Below are 16,279 nucleotides of genomic sequence, written 5' to 3' on the forward strand. Positions count from 1 at the left end.
TTACCAAGTTAGCACTTCTTTTTTGATTTTATTAAGGCTATCTATGGCTTCTTTGAGTTTGGAGACTTCATTGTCGATTTGTTGGAGATTCCAAGCTCCTAATTCTTCTGGCATATCTTGTGAGCCGCGTTTTATCATAATATAATCTACAAATGAAATTTTCGCCATTCCTAATAGTAGTTTAATTTCTGCTTGTGCTTCTTCGATGTTTTGCAAAATAGAGTCGATTCGTTCAAACATTGCTTACCTCAATCTTTGGATTAATTAGGATTATTTTAGCATTTTTTGGTTTATGGAATCTTTTATAGAGCTAATTTATTGTGGGATAATGGAGAGTGCAAGGGAGTTTTTTGCCATAAAAAAGCGGAATTTTTTTGGGATTTTATGCTTTCTGAAGAGTTCCTTTTGTGTTTTGGTGAGTGTGCAAGAAGTGTAGGGGAAAATAAAGAGGTTGTTTTGGGATTTTTCTAGTGCTATTTTTCCTCCAAAGACAATAGAAAAACAATCTTGTGTGAGTTTTAGTTGGCATTCCTTTTTTTGTGCTTGACTTAGACAATAGCCTAGTTTTTTGGTGGCTTTATCAATTTTGTATAAATCAAGTGGGCTGGATTTAAAAATAAAATATCCTCCCAAATCTTTTAAATTATCTAAGGGCATTTGTTTGGCTAGATTTTCTAAGCTGAAGTGAATGCCTTTTGTGAAATTTTCTATTAATGGATTTGCGAAATTTTGCCTAAAATAATTTCTAGTAAATGCAATATCAAGATTGCTAGAATCTTCAAAATAAAAAATATTTCTTTTTTGCAAATAGGATTTGATTTGATTTTTTGAAATAGAAATCATTGGGCGAAGGATATGGCATTTTCTTTGGCTTTCTTCCCAAAAGAGACTTTTTTTGGGAATCTGCATATTTTCTATACTAGAGCCTTTGCAAAACTGCATCAAAAACCATTCAAAATTATCATTGAGCTGATGAGCTAAGATGAGGTTTTGGTATGATTCTTGGAGGGTTAGTGTGTAGAAAAAATCATAGCGAATCTTCCTTGCCTCTGCTTCAAAATTTTTGGTAATGGGCTTTGTGGTGAGTGTATAGCATTTTTTATTATCCCAAAAACAAAGACTTTTTGCCCTTGAGACTTCTAGTTTAGATTGCTTTCTTGTGCCATAATCAACAATGGCTATATCAAAAGAAATTTCATATTCTTTTAATAAAAAATAAAGTGCCGTAGAATCTGTTCCACTAGAAAATGCCAAAAGATTCTTGGCGTTTTTTAATTCATCTAAAAATTCTAGTGGCAATCTCATTTCTAGCCTTTTTTGACTATGCAGCCTATTATATCTTCCCCTAAAATTTCTGTAATTTTCACTTTGTAATAGCCATTTTGGATAGGTTCATCAATGGTTTTATCATTAATGAGAATCTCGCCATCAATTTGTGGTGCAAATCGTATGTCGCGTGCTGCATAAAAAAACTCATGTTCGCTAGAGTTGCCCTCAACAATGCAAAGTAATTCTTTGTTTTTGAGATTCTTTAGGCTTTGTCGGTATTGTTTTTGGAAGATTTGGTTGATTTTTTTTAGCCTAGCATTAATAGTTTTGTTTGGGATTTGCTCCATTTTTGCACTTTTGGTGCCTTCTTCTTTGGAGTAGGCAAAGAAATTAATTCTATCAAAGTGGAATTTTTCTACAAATTCACAAAGTTCAACAAAATCAGATTCTTCCTCACCTGGATGCCCGATGATGAAACTTGTCCGCACAAAGCTATTTGGGGCTTGCCTCATCGTTTCTAGCAATTCTTTAAATTCCCCGCCTCTGCCCATTTGTTTTAAGACTTTTTGTGAGATGTGTTGCAAGGGCATATCAAAATAGTTGTGAAAAATTGGCGAATCAATGATGGTTTGGATAAGCTTTTTGGAGGTAGTAGCAGGATAGAGATATAAAATCCTTGCGCTTTTGATGCCTATACCTTCTTTTGCTAATTTATCTATGCCTTTAACCAAATCAACAAGCCCATCTTTTATGCCCAAATCTCGTAGATAAGAGCTAGAATCTTGGGAAATGAAAGTAAAATCGCTAAAGCCTTTTTGTGCGAGATTTTGCACTTCTTTGAGCGTGGATTCTAGTGTCCTTGAGTGCAATTTGCCTTTGAAGCTAGGGATAGCACAAAAGCTACATTTTTGATTGCAACCTTCAGAGAGCTTGATATAAGCATGGATTTTTGAGCCACTAATAATGCGTTTGTCGTTTTCATTTGCCAAAAACACTCCATTAGCATTAGATAGGATTTTCTCGCCCTTTTTGCGTTTTTCTATCATTAAGTCAATTTTGTCATAATCCCCAACCCCTGTAATGATATCAATTTCTGGAATCTCTTCTTTGAGTTCTTTTGCATAACGCTCACTCAAACAGCCACTTGCCACCAAAATGGCATTTTCTTTTTTATTATTCAGTGCTTCTAGGATAGTTTGAATACTTTCTGTTTTTGCAGCTTCAATAAATCCGCAAGTATTGACTATTACTACATCGGCTTCTTTGATTTCTTGTGTATTTTCATATTCGCTTAATTTTCCAAGCATTACCTCGCTATCTACGAGATTTTTTGTGCAACCAAGAGAAATTAAATGTAATTTTTTGCTCATTTATAAACCTTGTATTTTTTTTAATGCGGCTTTTACCATTTGCCCTACCTCATCTTTTTCTAAGCCTTTAATGGCTTTTTGGATAATGTCATTTTTGTAGCCTAAAGATTCTAAGGCTAAAACTACTTGATGAAGTGTAGAATCTTCTTTGATTGTTTGGTTGGTTTGGCTAAGCTCTAGCGACCAGCCTGAGAGTTCTACTAAGATTCTGCCTGCACTTTTTGGACCAATCCCCGGGACTCTTTGCATGGATTTGATATCGTTGCTTTCGACAACTTTTGCAAAAGTTTGGGGTGTGTAAGTGGAGAGAATTGCCATTGCAACTTTGGGTCCTACGCCATTAATTTTGATAAGTGTATCAAAAAGTTTTTTTTCGTTGTTTTCTAAAAAGCCAAATAAAATTTGTGCATCTTCTCGGATAATATGTGTTGTTAGTAGCGTGAGATTCTCACCTTTTGTTTGTGTGATTTGATTGCTTGTTTGCAAAGAAATGAAAACTTCATAAATCACTCCAGCACATTTAATGGCAATTCTTGTAGGTTCTTTGAAAAATATTTCCCCTTGCAGTGCAATAATCATGGATATACTCCTATAAGATGAGATGAATTTGTCCATTTTGAAAAATGGCTTTGGAGGGTTCCCCAGCTCTTGGGATTAGCATAAATTCTTTTTGGGGGGAATGAAAAATATAATGGATTTCATTGTAGCCTATCCAACCGCTTTGGACTTCAATTATCCCATTTTTTGTATTAGAATCTAGTTGATTTAGAGCATCTCTAGCTTCCTTGAATGCGGCACTTAAAGCATTGATTTTTTGTCGTTTTTCTTTTAGGGCTACTACGCGTGCGTGATATTCTTCAAATTTGGATAATAAATAGCTTGGCGGTGTTGTTTTGGTTTTTTTGTATTGGATTAGAATCTGACGCATTTCATCGGCTGTATTTTTGAGTTTTTTGAGCTCTAGGCTTTCCACTTTTAATTCTTTGGTGAGCTGGATAGCTTCTTTAATGGAGGTATTTTTTTTGTGCAATAGGGTGTTGTAGAGTTCTTTGGTGTCAAGACTATAGTTTGCAGCGATATAAAATCGATTTTCTCCCTTTTGCATTGTGATAACTTGAATTTGTTTTGTGGCGTATAAGAAGGCATTGGAATGTAGGTGTTGAATAAAAATCTCTTCTGCATAGATTTTGCCTCCATACATTTTTTCTACTTCGACTCTTTTGCCTTCGATAATCCCGGCTTCTAGGGTGTGTATTTTGATGTTTTGTGCTTTGAGATAGCCTTTGTGGGTTTGGATTTCTGCATCGGTGGCAAAGATTTTGGAATCTTGGTGTGTGAAACCACCGATATAGACTTCTTTGGCGTGTATTTGTGCGTTGGCACCAACATTGCCTTGGATATTGACTTTGGAGGCTTGAATCTCCATTCCTTGCCCCAAAGCTTCTTTGAGAGAATCCGCTTCTGTGATATTGATTTCTGTGCCACTTTCGATTTCGCCTATAAGGGAACCGGTAGTTTTTAGGCTCACTTCTTTGGTTTCTAATGTGTCTTCAATGGATAATATGTCTTCTTTGTATTTTAAGATTCCGCCAATAGCGGCGAGATATTCTACTTTTGTGGGGTAATCTTTGGTTTGAATGCTGGTAGTATCAAATTTTAATAAGCAGGGTTGATTGAGGCTTTTGGGGTCTTCTGGGATAATGTATTGCCCGCGGATATTTCTTCCGGGTTTGCCCTTTAGGGCTTTGTGAAAGATGCAGATAACTTCATCTTTGAGTATGGTTTGAAATTGTCCTGTGATTTCTTTTTTGAATTCCAAATGTGATTCAGCTGGGGGAATGAAATTGAAACTTTGGCACAAAAGATATCGCACTTCTTGCTTTAGGGGATACTTTAGAGATTGCAAAAATTCTTTTAATGCGAGCTTTTCTGCTTTTTCATTGATGAATAAGATTTTGTTCCATGCTTTGATTTTGCGGATTTGTAGGTAGAGATTCTCAAACTCTTCTTGGTTGAAAACAAATCCCGCACGCAATATAAGATATGCTTCGCTAAAGGATTTGTTGGAGATAAAGTGAAATTTGTTTTCATTTTTTTCTTTTTCTACAATTAGGATAGAATAGTATTGTGTGATTGTAAGGCTTGGCTCTAAAAGGTTGTTGAGATTTTCTAAAAACTCATTGACTTCATTTTCTTTGAGTGGTTCTGGAGCGTAATCATGAAGATTTTTTTTGTAAGTTGTAATGGCTTGGAGTATAAAGTCTAGGGTATCTGGATCTTTGTTGAACTGAGAAGCAATTTGCTTGATAGTGAATTTAATATCTTCACATTCATTGACATAATAGGGGCGAAATGAGGTTTGAGAATCTTTTTTTACCATATTCTAAAATCTTTTATGCAAAAATATTTTTTGATTTTATCAAATTCACAATAAGAAAAATATTACAAAGAGATTAGATTAATGTTTTTGAAAGCTTTTTTGACTAATAGTAGTGGGATTTTGACTTCAAGAATCTTGGGGTTTATTAGAGATTTACTCACAGCTACAACTCTTGGTGCTGGGGTTTATAGCGATATTTTTTTTGTTGCTTTTAAGCTGCCTAATCTTTTTCGTAGAATCTTTGGGGAGGGTGCTTTTAATCAATCCTTTTTGCCGAGCTTTTTTCAAGCAAGGTTTAAAGGCGGGTTTGCATTAAAGATTTTATTAATATTTTGCGGAATCTTAGTGATTTTGTCTTTGCTTGTATGGATTTTTCAAATTGAAGTTACAAAGATACTAGCCTATGGGTTTAGTGATGAAAATATCGCACTTGCAGCACCTTTGGTGGCGATTAATTTTTGGTATTTATTGCTGGTTTTTATTGTAACTTTTTTTGGAGCGATGTTGCAATATAGGCGGAATTTCACTGCATGGGCGTATTCCCCCGCACTTTTGAATCTTGCGATGATTGTTGCTTTGCTTTTGGCACAAAATAGCGATGCTTATGAGAGTGTTTTGTTGCTTAGTTATGGTGTTTTAGCCGGTGGGGTGGCACAAATTTTGTTGCATTTTTATCCGATGTGGAGATTGGGTTTTTTTAAATTGCTTTGTGTGGGCTTTAAAGAAATAAGAGCAAAAAAAGATTTGGTAAATGCGAGCGTAAAGTCCTTTGGCAAGCAGTTTTTCCCAGCTATGATTGGGAGTTCTAGCGCACAACTAGCTTCTTTTATTGATACGCTTTTGGCGTCATTTTTGGCAAGTGGGGCGATTTCTTATTTGTATTATGCAAATCGTATTTTTCAACTTCCTTTGGCGATTTTTGCAATCGCAACCTCCACAGCGCTTTTTCCATTAGTGGCAAAATATCTCAAAGAAAAGCAAGAGCAAAAGGCTTTAAGGGAGCTTGTGCGTTCTTTTTGGCTTTTGTGTGTTTTGCTTGGGGCGTGCGTGATTGGTGGAATTTTGTTGCAAAAAGAGATTATTTGGCTTTTGTTTGAGCGGGGGCAGTTTGGGCGTGAAGATACTTTGCAGACAGCAGCGGTATTTAGTGCATATATGATAGGGCTTTTGCCCTTTGGGCTATCGCGTATTTTTTCTTTGTGGCTTTATTCGCAAAATAAACAGGCTTTGGCGGCAAAAATTACAGCCTTTTCTTTGGGGGTTGGGACGATTTTTTCTTTGGTTTTAATGCAGTTTTTGGGTGCGGTGGGATTGGCTTTGGCTGGGAGTATTAGCGGGTTTTTTGTATTTTTTCTAACCTTGCATTACTTTGGATGGAAGAGATTTTTGCAGATTTTAAACCAACCTAGGTGGATTTTCTATACCTTTGTTTTTTTGGCTTTAGAATCTGCGTTGATTTGGCTGTTTAAGCAATATGTGTTTGCGCTTTAGGAGACTTTGCTGGCAATAATGGTAATTTGAAATGGATGGTAAAAGATATCATCATTTTTGATTTTAATGGTTGCTTAAAATTATTTTTAGAGGTAAAACATTGCAGTTTAGAGGTTAAATCTTGTATAAAGTTCCAAGATTCTATCTTCAAGTAGCATTTTTTTATCAATTCTTGTGCCAATGTTTGAATCTTGTGAGTTTTGATAGTCTTTTATGGTTAGGTATTCTTTGAAGCTTAAATGGCACCTGCTTTGTTTGATAAAAGGAAAATGGTAGTTTGTTAGTTCTGCTTTGAAATGCCTTCTGCAAAATTCAATAAAAAGGAATCTGTCTAGTATTTTATTATTTCTTTTGAAAAAACCCATAATAAAGGCTTCATAACTTCGATAATTGGGGAGCAATTTTATGTCTTCCTTGGTTGGAGGAGTGTAAAAGCGTTTTTTGCCAACTCTCTCGACGAATCCACAAGCAATATTGCAACACAGCTTTTGATCTCCAATGTCTAGTAGATACCCATTTTTACCATTTTTTGCTATTAGAATGTCGGCATTTTTGACTTGTAGGTTGATTCTTGGATAATCTACCATATCCCATTTGTTTCTTGGCAAATAAAAACTCTTATAAAGCCTTTTGGCATCATAGATATGATCCACATCAATTTTAATAAACCATTCATTTTTGGGGATAAAGTTTAATATATAGTTATAATAGCTATAAAGTTTGTTTTCTTCTTTTGTGGGATTTTCTATAATGACTTTGTAAGGGTATTTGACGGGGATAAAGCTAGGGTATTGTTTGCAAAATTCTAAAATAATCTCTTCACTTCCATCATCACAATCATTATATCCAATGACCCCTCGCTGGATTGCTGGGAGAATAGAATCTAAACTTGCCCTTAGTGTTTTTGCTTCATTTTTTACACGCACATAAGCCCATGGATTTAAAGGGGATTTTGGATTTTTAGAATTTGAATCAAAATCAAAGAAGCCATAATGCCTCCTCCCCTTTCTCTCCTCCTGCATATCAATGTTTTGTTGCAAGAGATTGTAGAGATTTTCTAATTGATTAGAATGAATGAAATATTTTTTGGAAATTTGAGAATTGCTAGATATTTTTGTTGTTTTTGTTAATGTTTTGTGTTTATCTTTGTTGTTTAAGAAATTTAAAGCCAAAAAATCGTCATTATCAAAATGGTTAATTTTTTCTATTGTCTGTTTGGGAATCTTTTTATCTGAATCGCCTGCATTGAAAATTAGAGTGCGTCTTTCTATAAAATTTCTTATTTTCTTGCGTTTTTGTTTGTCTTTTGTAATTTGCACCCAAAGATGAGCAGTAAATCGCCTTGAGATGCCTAATAAAATATTCCAGTCTAAAAGTAATCTCATAAATTTCCTTTTGTGATAAAAAAATTTATTCCATTTACATTGTTTATACTTACTTTTTTTTCTTGGTGCAGAATCTCTAGCCTATTTATGCTTTCTTTATTCCAAAGGCTTTCTATGTCTTCTTTGCTCATAGGACGCAAGGCGAGGGTTTTTAGGATTTCATCTTGACTTAGATTTAAATTTTCTTTTTTTGTGTTTGGGGTTCTTGTTGGTAGAAAGGTTGGGATTTTAAAGTCTCTAAAAATTCTTGCAAAGATTTCTAATTGCTCTTGAGGGATTGGGGAAACCTTATAAGCAGGGGGTCTGTCAATGCTGCTAATATCTAGCCTTTTTAGCCTCATAGGCGCTAAGAATCTTGCCATTTTTTTTATTTCATCTAGGCTATCATTGATATTTTTGACAAAAAGAATTTCTGCATAAAGTTCCCCGCTAAAGTCCGCACTAAATTGGTAGATTCCTTGCAAAATTTGCTCCAAAGAAATATTTTTTGTGGGTCTATCGATTTTTTTAAACACTTCTGGTGAAATAGCATCCAATGAAAATTTTACCTTATCAAAAAGCAAACAAGCCCTAGAAACACTTAAATCCCACAAAAGTGAGCCATTGGTTAGAAGCAAAGTTTGCACTCCGCCTTTAATGTCCTCTAAACGCAACATCAATTCGTATAAATAAGGATAAAGGGTGGGTTCTCCATTGGCGGTAATTGTGAGAGATTGGATATTTTTAAATTGTTTTAGCCCTTTTTTGATTGCCTCTAAAATCTCTTCAACCTCTAAAATCTCTTGCATAGAATCTTGTGCTTTCTTGCCTTTTAATTCACAATACAAGCAATCATAATTGCATTGTTTGGTTTTGGGGGATAAGTCTATCCCTAGAGATTCGCCAAACCTTCTTGATTGTACCGGTCCAAAAATAATATCCATTGATTACTCTCTTAAAGTTTCATTTTGAAAATCCTAAAAGTTTTGGGATTATAGCACATTTTAATGCTGCAAAATTGGGCAAAATTTTTCTATTTTTTCGTTGGCTTTGCTAAAAATTGCGTAAAAAATGATTTTTAAAGATTAGTTTTAGCAGGTTTTCTATATACTCTAAAGTTTAATTCAATTTTAAGGAGATAAATATGTCTGTTAAAATTACTGATATTTGCATCGCCTGTGGTGCTTGCATTGATGAATGTCCAGTTGAAGCAATTGTAGATGATGATGATAATCCAAACAATGATGGTTGCTACTTTGTTTATAACAATAAATGCGTAGAATGCGTAGGACATAATGATGAACCTGCCTGTGCTTCTGCCTGTCCAACTGATGGCTGTATCGTGTGGGATGAGGTTGTAGGCTCTCAACCACATAGAGAAGATATTGGAGAAGATAAAAGATCTGCTCACACTCCAGTTGTTGAGTAACTAGCCTTTTTGGCTAGTGCCAAATTTGATTTTCAAGCTTATATTTTCTTCTTGATTTTATCTAACCATTCTTTTAATGTTTTTTCAAATCCCTTAGGAAGCCATTTAACAAATTCTAATTTTTTGGGTAAATAGCTTTGTTCTACCCAACCTCCAAAATCGTGGGGATATAGATAGTCTTTGTGGAATTGTTGAATATGTTTTGGGATAGGCTCATTGGGGTGGGCTTTTATGTAATCTAAAGCAGCATTGATGGCTTCATAGGAAGTGTTTGATTTGGGTGAAGCACTTAGGTAAATAACGCACTGGCTTAAAATGATTCTAGCTTCTGGATAGCCGATTTTAGCAACGCTTTGCATAGTGGAGGTGGCAAGATTCAAAGCATTTGGATTTGCATTGCCTATATCTTCGCTAGCCAAAATCACTAATCGTCTTGCAATAAATTCTGGATTCTCGCCGCCTTCAATTAATCTTGCAAGATAATAAATAGCCGCATTTTCATCACTTCCTCGTATGCTTTTAATCATCGCAGAAATAAGATTATAGTGTGTATTAGAATCATTTGTGCCACTATTGAGTGAATGGGTGCGGAAGTTTTTAAGAAGTTCAATGCTTAAAGGCTTGTTGCTACTTAATGCACAATCTAAGAGGTTTAGCATTGCCCTTGCATCTCCCCCGCTAGTGCTAATGAGAAATTCTCTAATTTCATCTTTTAAATCATATTCTTTTAAGATTTCTGCTAATTCTTCTTGTTTTAGTAAGTGAAATTCAAAAACAAAAGAGCGTGAGCGAATTGCATTAGTGAGTGCAAAAAAGGGATTTTCTGTCGAAGCTCCCAAAATCAAGGCTTGATGATTTTCCATAATGGGTAGCAATAATTCTTGTTGTGCTTTGTTTAGGCGATGCACTTCATCAATAAAAATCAAAGGTTTTTGGAGTGTGTTTTGGTGGTTTTTTAAAATATTGCGTAAATCCTCACTTTTAAAGCTTGTGGCATTAAGATTATAAAAAGGGTATCCAAGCTCATTAGCAATCAAAGTTGCTGCGGTTGTTTTGCCACTTCCAGGGGGTCCAAAGAAAAAACTATGAGGAATTTTTCCGCTTTTTAGAAGTTGCATAAAAGGGGCATTTTCTCCAAAAATGTGCTTTTGTCCAATGAATTGTTGGAAATTTTTAGGTCTTTTATTGTATGCTAAATCTTTCATTTACTTTCTTTGCTGTGAGGGATTTGATATGGCACGATTTGCTCCTATTATTTTGGCATTGTTTGCAGCTTTTATGGTTTTATTTATGATGTATGGGGTTGGGAATCCCATTTTTTAGAATCTTTAAAACTTCTTTTGGAGAATCTGCAAGACTTAGCAGGGCTAATTCTTGTTTGGTGATGAGATTTTCTTTTAGCATTTGTTTTTTTAGCCACTTAATAAAGCCTCTCCAATATTCTTTTCCATATAAAATAATAGGAATCTTTTTGTGCTTTCCTGTGGCAATTTGCACCAAAACTTCACTTAACTCATCAAGCGTCCCAAATCCCCCTATTGCAACAATAAAAGCCGTAGAATTGTGATTGAAAACTAATTTACGACTAAAAAAGTTTTGAAATTTTAGTGGAATTTCTACATAGGGATTCATTTCTTGTTCGTGGGGGAGTTGGATATTTAATCCAATAGAGACAATGTTTGGGTTTTTGCTTTTGGCTTTGAATGCTCCAAAATTAGCAGCTTCCATAATTCCCGGTCCTCCGCCCGTCATAATAGAATATCCTTCTTTTGCGAGTTCATAGGCTAGTTTTTGGATTTTTTTATAATTTTTATTTTCTTTTGAGATTCGTGCGCCCCCAAAGATAGTTACAACATTTTGGTATTGGTTTAAGATTTTGAAGCTCTCGGTAATTTCTTCGTAATCTTTTAGGATTTTTTTCATTAGGGTTCCTTATGGTTTTTTGTATTTTTGGATTCTAGGTATTTATAGATTGCTTGAATCTCGCTTTGTGTGAGATAATATTTTGGCATTACTTTTGTGGGTTCTTGTAGGGCTTGAAGAAACTTTTTGAAAGATAGATTATTGATTTGAGGACCTTTTAATCTTTTTTCTTTTTGTTTGTGAGAATAATCTGCAATAAGTTTTCCTTCCCCTCTTTCTCCATGGCAATTTACACAACCAATTCCCCTAGGGTTTTCATAAAGCATTTGCCCATATTCAATAGGCGTGATAAAGCTGTCTTCACCATAGAGATTGATGAATATAATGCAAATTAAAATAACTCTGTGCAATCTTAATTAACCTCGCTTAAAAACAACTAGAGTTTAAAGTATTAAAAAAACTTTTTTTATTATAATATCACAATAACTTTTTAAAGGGCATTAATGCAGATTTTAGATGGAAAGTCATTAGCTTTAGAGATTCAAGAGCAAATTAAGCAAGAAGTTCAAATGCTAAACCAACGAAAAATTACTCCGGGGTTGGCAGTTATTTTGGTGGGAAACGATCCTGCTTCACAAAGCTATGTTAATATGAAAGCTAAGGCATGCAGTCAAACGGGGATTTATTCTACCACGCACGAAATGCCAGAGAGTATCACGCAAGATGCGCTTTTGCAAACTATTTTGATGCTTAATCAAAATCCAAATATCGATGGTATTTTGGTGCAACTCCCTCTACCAAAACATATTGATGCAACTTCTGTGTTGGAGGCTATCTCTCCAAAGAAAGATGTTGATGGTTTTCATCCTTTTAATATGGGAAGAATCTTTTGCAATCTTGAGGGGTTTATCCCTGCAACGCCTATGGGTGTAATCACGCTTTTAAAGCATTATCAAATTCCAATCAAAGGTAAAAATGTCGTGATTGTGGGTGCAAGCAATATTGTTGGCAAACCACTTGGAGCGTTATTTTTAAACGAAAATGCCACCATTACGCTTTGCCATATTTACACCCAAAACCTTATAGAGCATACCAAAAAGGCAGATATTTTGTGTGTAGGTGTGGGCAAACCAAATCTCATTACCAAAGATATGGTAAAAGAAGGTGCGGTGGTTGTGGATATTGGAATTACTCGCCTAGATAATGGCAGAATCGTAGGGGATGTAGATTATGAAAATGTTGCCCCTCTTTGTAGCTATATCACTCCTGTTCCTGGTGGAGTAGGTCCCATGACAATTGCATCGTTATTGCAAAACACTATTAAAGCGGCAAAATTAAGGGCAGAAATACAAGGAAAAGAATGAAGATTTTAAGTAAAATTTATAATTTTATCAATAGTTGGGTTGGCACAATTATTATTGTTTTGGCTATTATTTTTTTTATTGCACAAGCTTTTGTGATTCCCAGTGGAAGTATGTTAAATACAATGTTGATTGGGGATAATTTATTTGTCAAAAAATATGCCTATGGAATCCCTACACCCACTATTCCTTGGATTGAATTTAAGGTTTTGCCAGATTTTAATAATAATGGGCATTTAATTGAGGGCGAGCGACCAAAGAGAGGCGATATTGTGGTATTTCGCTATCCGCTAGAGCCCAAAATCCATTTTGTCAAACGCAATGTTGCCATAGGTGGCGATGAAGTGCTTTATACCAAAGAGGGGCTTTGGGTGCATTTCAAAGAAGAAAATCCATATAGCCAAAATCCTACCAAAACATTGCAGTTTGGAGGCAAAACCTTTATTTATGATCCTTATGCGACAAAGCATCCCGGAGTTCATTATCAAAAGAGTGATATTGATTCTTTTGTGCTTTTGCAAAATACTCCTAATATTGCTATGAAGCCTGTGTATTTAGAAAATGGGGAATTGGCATTTTATGCCAAAATTGCTGAAGATGAATTTTTTATGATGGGGGATAATCGCAACAATTCAAGTGATTCAAGATTCTGGGGAAGTGTGCATTATAGATATGTGATTGGTAAGCCTTGGTTTGTTTATTTTAGCTGGGATGATGATTTTAATATTCGCTGGGAGAGAATGGGTAAGAGCATTGAATCTTTAGAGGATAAAATGAGAGAGAAGTTGTAATGTCTGAATTGTCTTTGGCGTATAAAATCCCATTAATGGTAGTAGCACTTCTTATTGCTATTATTGGGCATGAAATTATGCATGGGTATGTCGCTTATCGTTATGGAGATAGCACAGCAAAGGATTCTGGAAGGCTTAGTTTAAATCCTATTGTCCATATTGATTTGATTGGTTCTATTCTTGTCCCTGCTACTTTGTTTTTGGCAAATGCACCTTTCTTGTTTGGTTGGGCTAAACCCGTGCCTGTAAGAATGGATAGAGTGATTTATAATGGTGGATATTTCGCAGCTTTTTTGGTATCTTTGGCTGGGATTGGTTATAACTTGGTATTGGCAATCTTGGCAAGTTTGTTGCTTTATGGATTAAATGGGGGAATCTTAAGCGGTGTTTTTGGATACTTTGAAAATCCACAATTTTTATTTATTTTAGTTATTTTTTTCTTTTTGCAGCTTATAATTTATAATGTAATTTTGGCAATTTTTAATCTTTTGCCCATACCGCCTTTAGATGGTTCAAATGCTTTGGCATATTTGGGATTGATGTTTAAAAATGATTTTTTTGCAAGGGCATTCAACAAAATTCATCCGGTAGTTGGAATGGTGGTTTTGATTTTGATTTTGAGCACCCCGCTTTCGGTTATTTTATCAGCACCTGTGGATTTTGTTTTGCAATGGCTTTTATCATAGGAGGATATAATGAAAATTTTTGTTGCAAGTGATCATGCGGGTTTTGAGCTTAAAGAGAGTGTGGCAGAGATTTTGAAGTCAATGGGGCATCAAGTGGTTAATTTGGGACCTTATGATAATAATCGCGTGGATTATCCTGATTTTGCTAATTTGCTTTGTGGTGAAGTTTTGAAAGAAGAGGGGAGCTTGGGAGTTTTGGTTTGTGGAAGCGGGATTGGAATGAGTATTGCTGCTAATCGCCATAAAGGGATTCGAGCTGCACTTTGTAATGAGCCTTATGGAGCAATGATGGCAAGGGCGCACAATGATGCCAATGTGCTTTGTCTTGGGGCTAGGGTGATTGGCATTGGAATGGCAGAAATAATTTTGCAAAGTTTTATTTCAGGGAAGTTTGAAGGTGGAAGGCACGCTATTAGAGTAGAAAAGTTACAATAAGGATAGATTTATGGCTCAATTTGCACAATGGTTGTTTTTGACAGCATTTATTTTGTTTGTTTTATTTATGATAGTGAAAACTTTTTTTTATAAAAGTGTTGCGCAAAAGGAAGAGAAAAATAGTGCAGTGATGAAGCTAACTCTACAAGAGGCAGAGATTCTTATACGAAAACATCAATTGCAGCTCCAAAGGGCTTTGGGAAATATTGATATTTTAACTGATGAAATTACGGCATTGAGGAATGAAGTCAAAACTTTAAAGCAAAGAAACTCGCAATATCGCGTGGAAACTGAAAAATACAAAAGTAAAATCAAAGATTTAGAGCAAAAAATAGAAGCTTTACTCTAAAATAAAGGAAGGATATGGAGCTAACACAACAAGAAAAAAATATGCTTTTGGATTCTATCCGAGAGATAAAGGACTTTCCACAACCCGGAATCGTATTTAGAGATATCACCACGCTTCTTAACAATAAAGAGGCTTATAGTTTTCTTATGGATTCTTTAAGTAGGCGGTATAGGGATTATCATTTGGATTATGTGGCTGGAATTGAAAGTCGCGGATTTATCTTTGGGGCGGCGTTGGCGTATTCTTTGGGGATTGGGTTTGTGCCTATTCGCAAAAAAGGAAAACTCCCCTATACAACGATTTCTGAAAAATATTCTTTGGAGTATGGGTTTAGCGAGATTGAAATCCATATTGATGCGTTTAAAAATCATTCTTTGGAACATGCCCCAAAAGTTTTATTGATTGATGATTTAATCGCCACAGGGGGGACAGCTTATGCAGCGGCAAATCTTATCAAAAAAGCTGGTGCAGAGTGCGTAGAATCTTGTTTTATTATCAATCTACAAGAGCTAAAGGGGGCTGAAGAATTGAAGAAAATTACCCCGGTTTATTCGGTTTTGGAAATATAAGAAAGATTGATTCTAAAGTCGATTAATTTTAGTAGAGTGAGATTGTTTAAATCTTCACTCTTGCATAGCTTTTAGGGTTTTGGAAAAATCTATAAGATTCTCTGCCCAAGGAGTTTGTAGAGGCGAAAAATAGCCAAGTTTAGCCCCTGATTCTTGTGCGATGAATTCAGCGGCTTTGGTAGAAAATTCTGGTTGAGCAAAAATAATTTTAAGATTTTCTTTTTTTATGGTGTTGATTACTTTCATCATTTCTTTCATTTTGGGGCTTTTGCCTTCTACTTCAATAGAAATTTCTTCTAAATTATAATCTTTTGCGAAATATCCAAGCATAGGGTGAAAGACGACGAATTTTTGTCCTTTGGGTAGGTTTTTTAGATTTTCTTTGATGATTTTGTCGGTATTTTTTATTTCTATTATAAGTGCTTCATAGGCTTTAGAATAGTCTTTTTGGGGGTTAAGAGTGGAGAGGGCTTTGTAAAGATTAGTAGCGATTTGTTTGGCATTAGAGGTAGAGAGCCAAATGTGCTTATCTCCATTGTCGTGGCTATGATTCTCATGATGATGCGTATTTTGAGCAAAATTGATAAAATCAATCCCAGCATTAGAAGGGAAAATTTGCATTTGCGGATTTTGCTGTTTAAATCTCTTTAGCCAAGAATCTTCAAATTCTATTCCTATTGAAAAGTATGCAATCGCCTCATTGACTTTCTTGATACTCGAAAATTTTGGCTCAAAATCATGAGGATTCACCCCTTTTTCCACAAGAGAGATAATTTCATATTCCATACCAGCAATCTTTTGTATAAATTCTTCTTGCATGGGAATGCTGACGGCTAAGATGGGTTTTGAAACTAGACTTTGAAGAGTAAGTAAAAATAAAATTAAAAGTTTTTTCATAATGTGCCTTTAGTATTTATTAAAA

General features: G+C 35.1%; 19 protein-coding genes. 8 read left to right on the forward strand and 11 right to left on the reverse strand.

Features of this window, described 5'->3' with window-relative positions:
- From JJQ98_RS00425 to JJQ98_RS00445, 5 genes are all read right to left on the reverse strand, one after another.
- Nucleotides 1-240, reverse strand: coding sequence for a DUF2443 domain-containing protein (locus JJQ98_RS00425; protein WP_005021683.1), 240 nt, complete (start codon nucleotides 238-240; stop codon nucleotides 1-3).
- Between the two features lie 75 nt (nucleotides 241-315).
- Nucleotides 316-1,305 (reverse strand): tRNA lysidine(34) synthetase TilS, encoded by a 990-nt coding sequence (gene tilS, locus JJQ98_RS00430; protein WP_151104966.1) that lies wholly within the window; start codon nucleotides 1,303-1,305, stop codon nucleotides 316-318.
- A 2-nt stretch (nucleotides 1,306-1,307) separates the two neighbouring features.
- Nucleotides 1,308-2,639 carry a 30S ribosomal protein S12 methylthiotransferase RimO gene (gene rimO / locus JJQ98_RS00435; RefSeq protein ID WP_151104967.1) on the reverse strand — a complete coding sequence of 444 codons (1,332 nt, stop codon included), beginning with the start codon at nucleotides 2,637-2,639 and terminating at the stop codon, nucleotides 1,308-1,310.
- A complete protein-coding gene (gene ruvA / locus JJQ98_RS00440) occupies nucleotides 2,640-3,218 on the reverse strand; it encodes a Holliday junction branch migration protein RuvA (RefSeq protein WP_005021680.1) in 579 nt (192 codons plus the stop codon).
- A gap of 10 nt (nucleotides 3,219-3,228) precedes the next feature.
- The gene (locus JJQ98_RS00445; protein ID WP_060662897.1) at nucleotides 3,229-5,019 is read right to left on the reverse strand and encodes a FapA family protein; all 1,791 of its coding nucleotides are present in this window, start codon (nucleotides 5,017-5,019) and stop codon (nucleotides 3,229-3,231) included.
- 81 nt (nucleotides 5,020-5,100) lie between these two features.
- On the opposite strand from JJQ98_RS00445, the gene murJ reads away from it, so the two are divergent.
- On the forward strand, nucleotides 5,101-6,510 hold the full coding sequence (gene murJ / locus JJQ98_RS00450; RefSeq protein WP_151104968.1) for a murein biosynthesis integral membrane protein MurJ: 1,410 nt from the start codon (nucleotides 5,101-5,103) through the stop codon (nucleotides 6,508-6,510).
- A gap of 107 nt (nucleotides 6,511-6,617) precedes the next feature.
- Here murJ and JJQ98_RS00455 read toward each other — a convergent pair whose 3' ends face one another.
- Both JJQ98_RS00455 and JJQ98_RS00460 read right to left on the reverse strand, forming a co-directional pair.
- Nucleotides 6,618-7,895 (reverse strand): beta-1,4-N-acetylgalactosaminyltransferase, encoded by a 1,278-nt coding sequence (locus JJQ98_RS00455; protein ID WP_151104969.1) that lies wholly within the window; start codon nucleotides 7,893-7,895, stop codon nucleotides 6,618-6,620.
- Nucleotides 7,892-8,818: a radical SAM protein gene (locus JJQ98_RS00460; protein ID WP_151104970.1), complete on the reverse strand. Its 927-nt coding sequence runs from the start codon at nucleotides 8,816-8,818 to the stop codon at nucleotides 7,892-7,894. The genes JJQ98_RS00455 and JJQ98_RS00460 overlap by 4 nt, the downstream gene beginning before the upstream one ends.
- A gap of 200 nt (nucleotides 8,819-9,018) precedes the next feature.
- On the opposite strand from JJQ98_RS00460, the gene JJQ98_RS00465 reads away from it, so the two are divergent.
- Nucleotides 9,019-9,303 (forward strand): NADH-quinone oxidoreductase subunit I, encoded by a 285-nt coding sequence (locus JJQ98_RS00465; RefSeq protein ID WP_005021668.1) that lies wholly within the window; start codon nucleotides 9,019-9,021, stop codon nucleotides 9,301-9,303.
- Between the two features lie 38 nt (nucleotides 9,304-9,341).
- Here the strand turns inward: JJQ98_RS00465 and JJQ98_RS00470 are convergent, their stop codons facing one another.
- The 3 genes from JJQ98_RS00470 to JJQ98_RS00480 all read right to left on the reverse strand — a co-directional run bounded on the left by JJQ98_RS00470 (nucleotide 9,342) and on the right by JJQ98_RS00480 (nucleotide 11,576).
- On the reverse strand, nucleotides 9,342-10,508 hold the full coding sequence (locus JJQ98_RS00470; RefSeq protein ID WP_054195213.1) for a replication-associated recombination protein A: 1,167 nt from the start codon (nucleotides 10,506-10,508) through the stop codon (nucleotides 9,342-9,344).
- A gap of 79 nt (nucleotides 10,509-10,587) precedes the next feature.
- A complete protein-coding gene (locus tag JJQ98_RS00475; RefSeq protein ID WP_151104971.1) occupies nucleotides 10,588-11,226 on the reverse strand; it encodes an LOG family protein in 639 nt (212 codons plus the stop codon).
- Complete coding sequence (locus JJQ98_RS00480; protein WP_005021665.1) at nucleotides 11,226-11,576, reverse strand: c-type cytochrome; 351 nt, start codon at nucleotides 11,574-11,576, stop codon at nucleotides 11,226-11,228. The genes JJQ98_RS00475 and JJQ98_RS00480 overlap by 1 nt, the downstream gene beginning before the upstream one ends.
- 93 nt (nucleotides 11,577-11,669) lie before the next feature.
- On the opposite strand from JJQ98_RS00480, the gene folD reads away from it, so the two are divergent.
- From folD to JJQ98_RS00510, 6 genes are read left to right on the forward strand one after another with little or no spacing between them, the layout of a single operon-like run.
- Entirely contained in the window at nucleotides 11,670-12,530 is an 861-nt protein-coding gene (gene folD, locus JJQ98_RS00485; RefSeq protein ID WP_054195212.1) for a bifunctional methylenetetrahydrofolate dehydrogenase/methenyltetrahydrofolate cyclohydrolase FolD, read from the forward strand.
- Nucleotides 12,527-13,318 carry a signal peptidase I gene (gene lepB / locus JJQ98_RS00490; RefSeq protein ID WP_005021659.1) on the forward strand — a complete coding sequence of 264 codons (792 nt, stop codon included), beginning with the start codon at nucleotides 12,527-12,529 and terminating at the stop codon, nucleotides 13,316-13,318. Before folD ends, lepB begins: the two co-directional genes overlap by 4 nt.
- Nucleotides 13,318-14,004 carry a site-2 protease family protein gene (locus tag JJQ98_RS00495; RefSeq protein ID WP_065826734.1) on the forward strand — a complete coding sequence of 229 codons (687 nt, stop codon included), beginning with the start codon at nucleotides 13,318-13,320 and terminating at the stop codon, nucleotides 14,002-14,004. Before lepB ends, JJQ98_RS00495 begins: the two co-directional genes overlap by 1 nt.
- A gap of 9 nt (nucleotides 14,005-14,013) precedes the next feature.
- A complete protein-coding gene (gene rpiB, locus JJQ98_RS00500) occupies nucleotides 14,014-14,439 on the forward strand; it encodes a ribose 5-phosphate isomerase B (RefSeq protein WP_005021654.1) in 426 nt (141 codons plus the stop codon).
- Between the two features lie 10 nt (nucleotides 14,440-14,449).
- Nucleotides 14,450-14,788 (forward strand): hypothetical protein, encoded by a 339-nt coding sequence (locus JJQ98_RS00505; protein WP_005021651.1) that lies wholly within the window; start codon nucleotides 14,450-14,452, stop codon nucleotides 14,786-14,788.
- Between the two features lie 14 nt (nucleotides 14,789-14,802).
- A complete protein-coding gene (locus JJQ98_RS00510) occupies nucleotides 14,803-15,357 on the forward strand; it encodes an adenine phosphoribosyltransferase (RefSeq protein WP_005021649.1) in 555 nt (184 codons plus the stop codon).
- Nucleotides 15,358-15,411: 54 nt separating this feature from the next.
- On the opposite strand, the gene JJQ98_RS00515 is transcribed toward JJQ98_RS00510, so the two are convergent.
- Entirely contained in the window at nucleotides 15,412-16,254 is an 843-nt protein-coding gene (locus tag JJQ98_RS00515) for a metal ABC transporter solute-binding protein, Zn/Mn family (RefSeq protein ID WP_151104972.1), read from the reverse strand.
- Nucleotides 16,255-16,279 lie beyond the last annotated feature (25 nt).

Origin of the sequence: Helicobacter pullorum NCTC 12824 (assembly GCF_017979475.1) — a bacterium.
Taxonomy (GTDB): domain Bacteria; phylum Campylobacterota; class Campylobacteria; order Campylobacterales; family Helicobacteraceae; genus Helicobacter_D; species Helicobacter_D pullorum.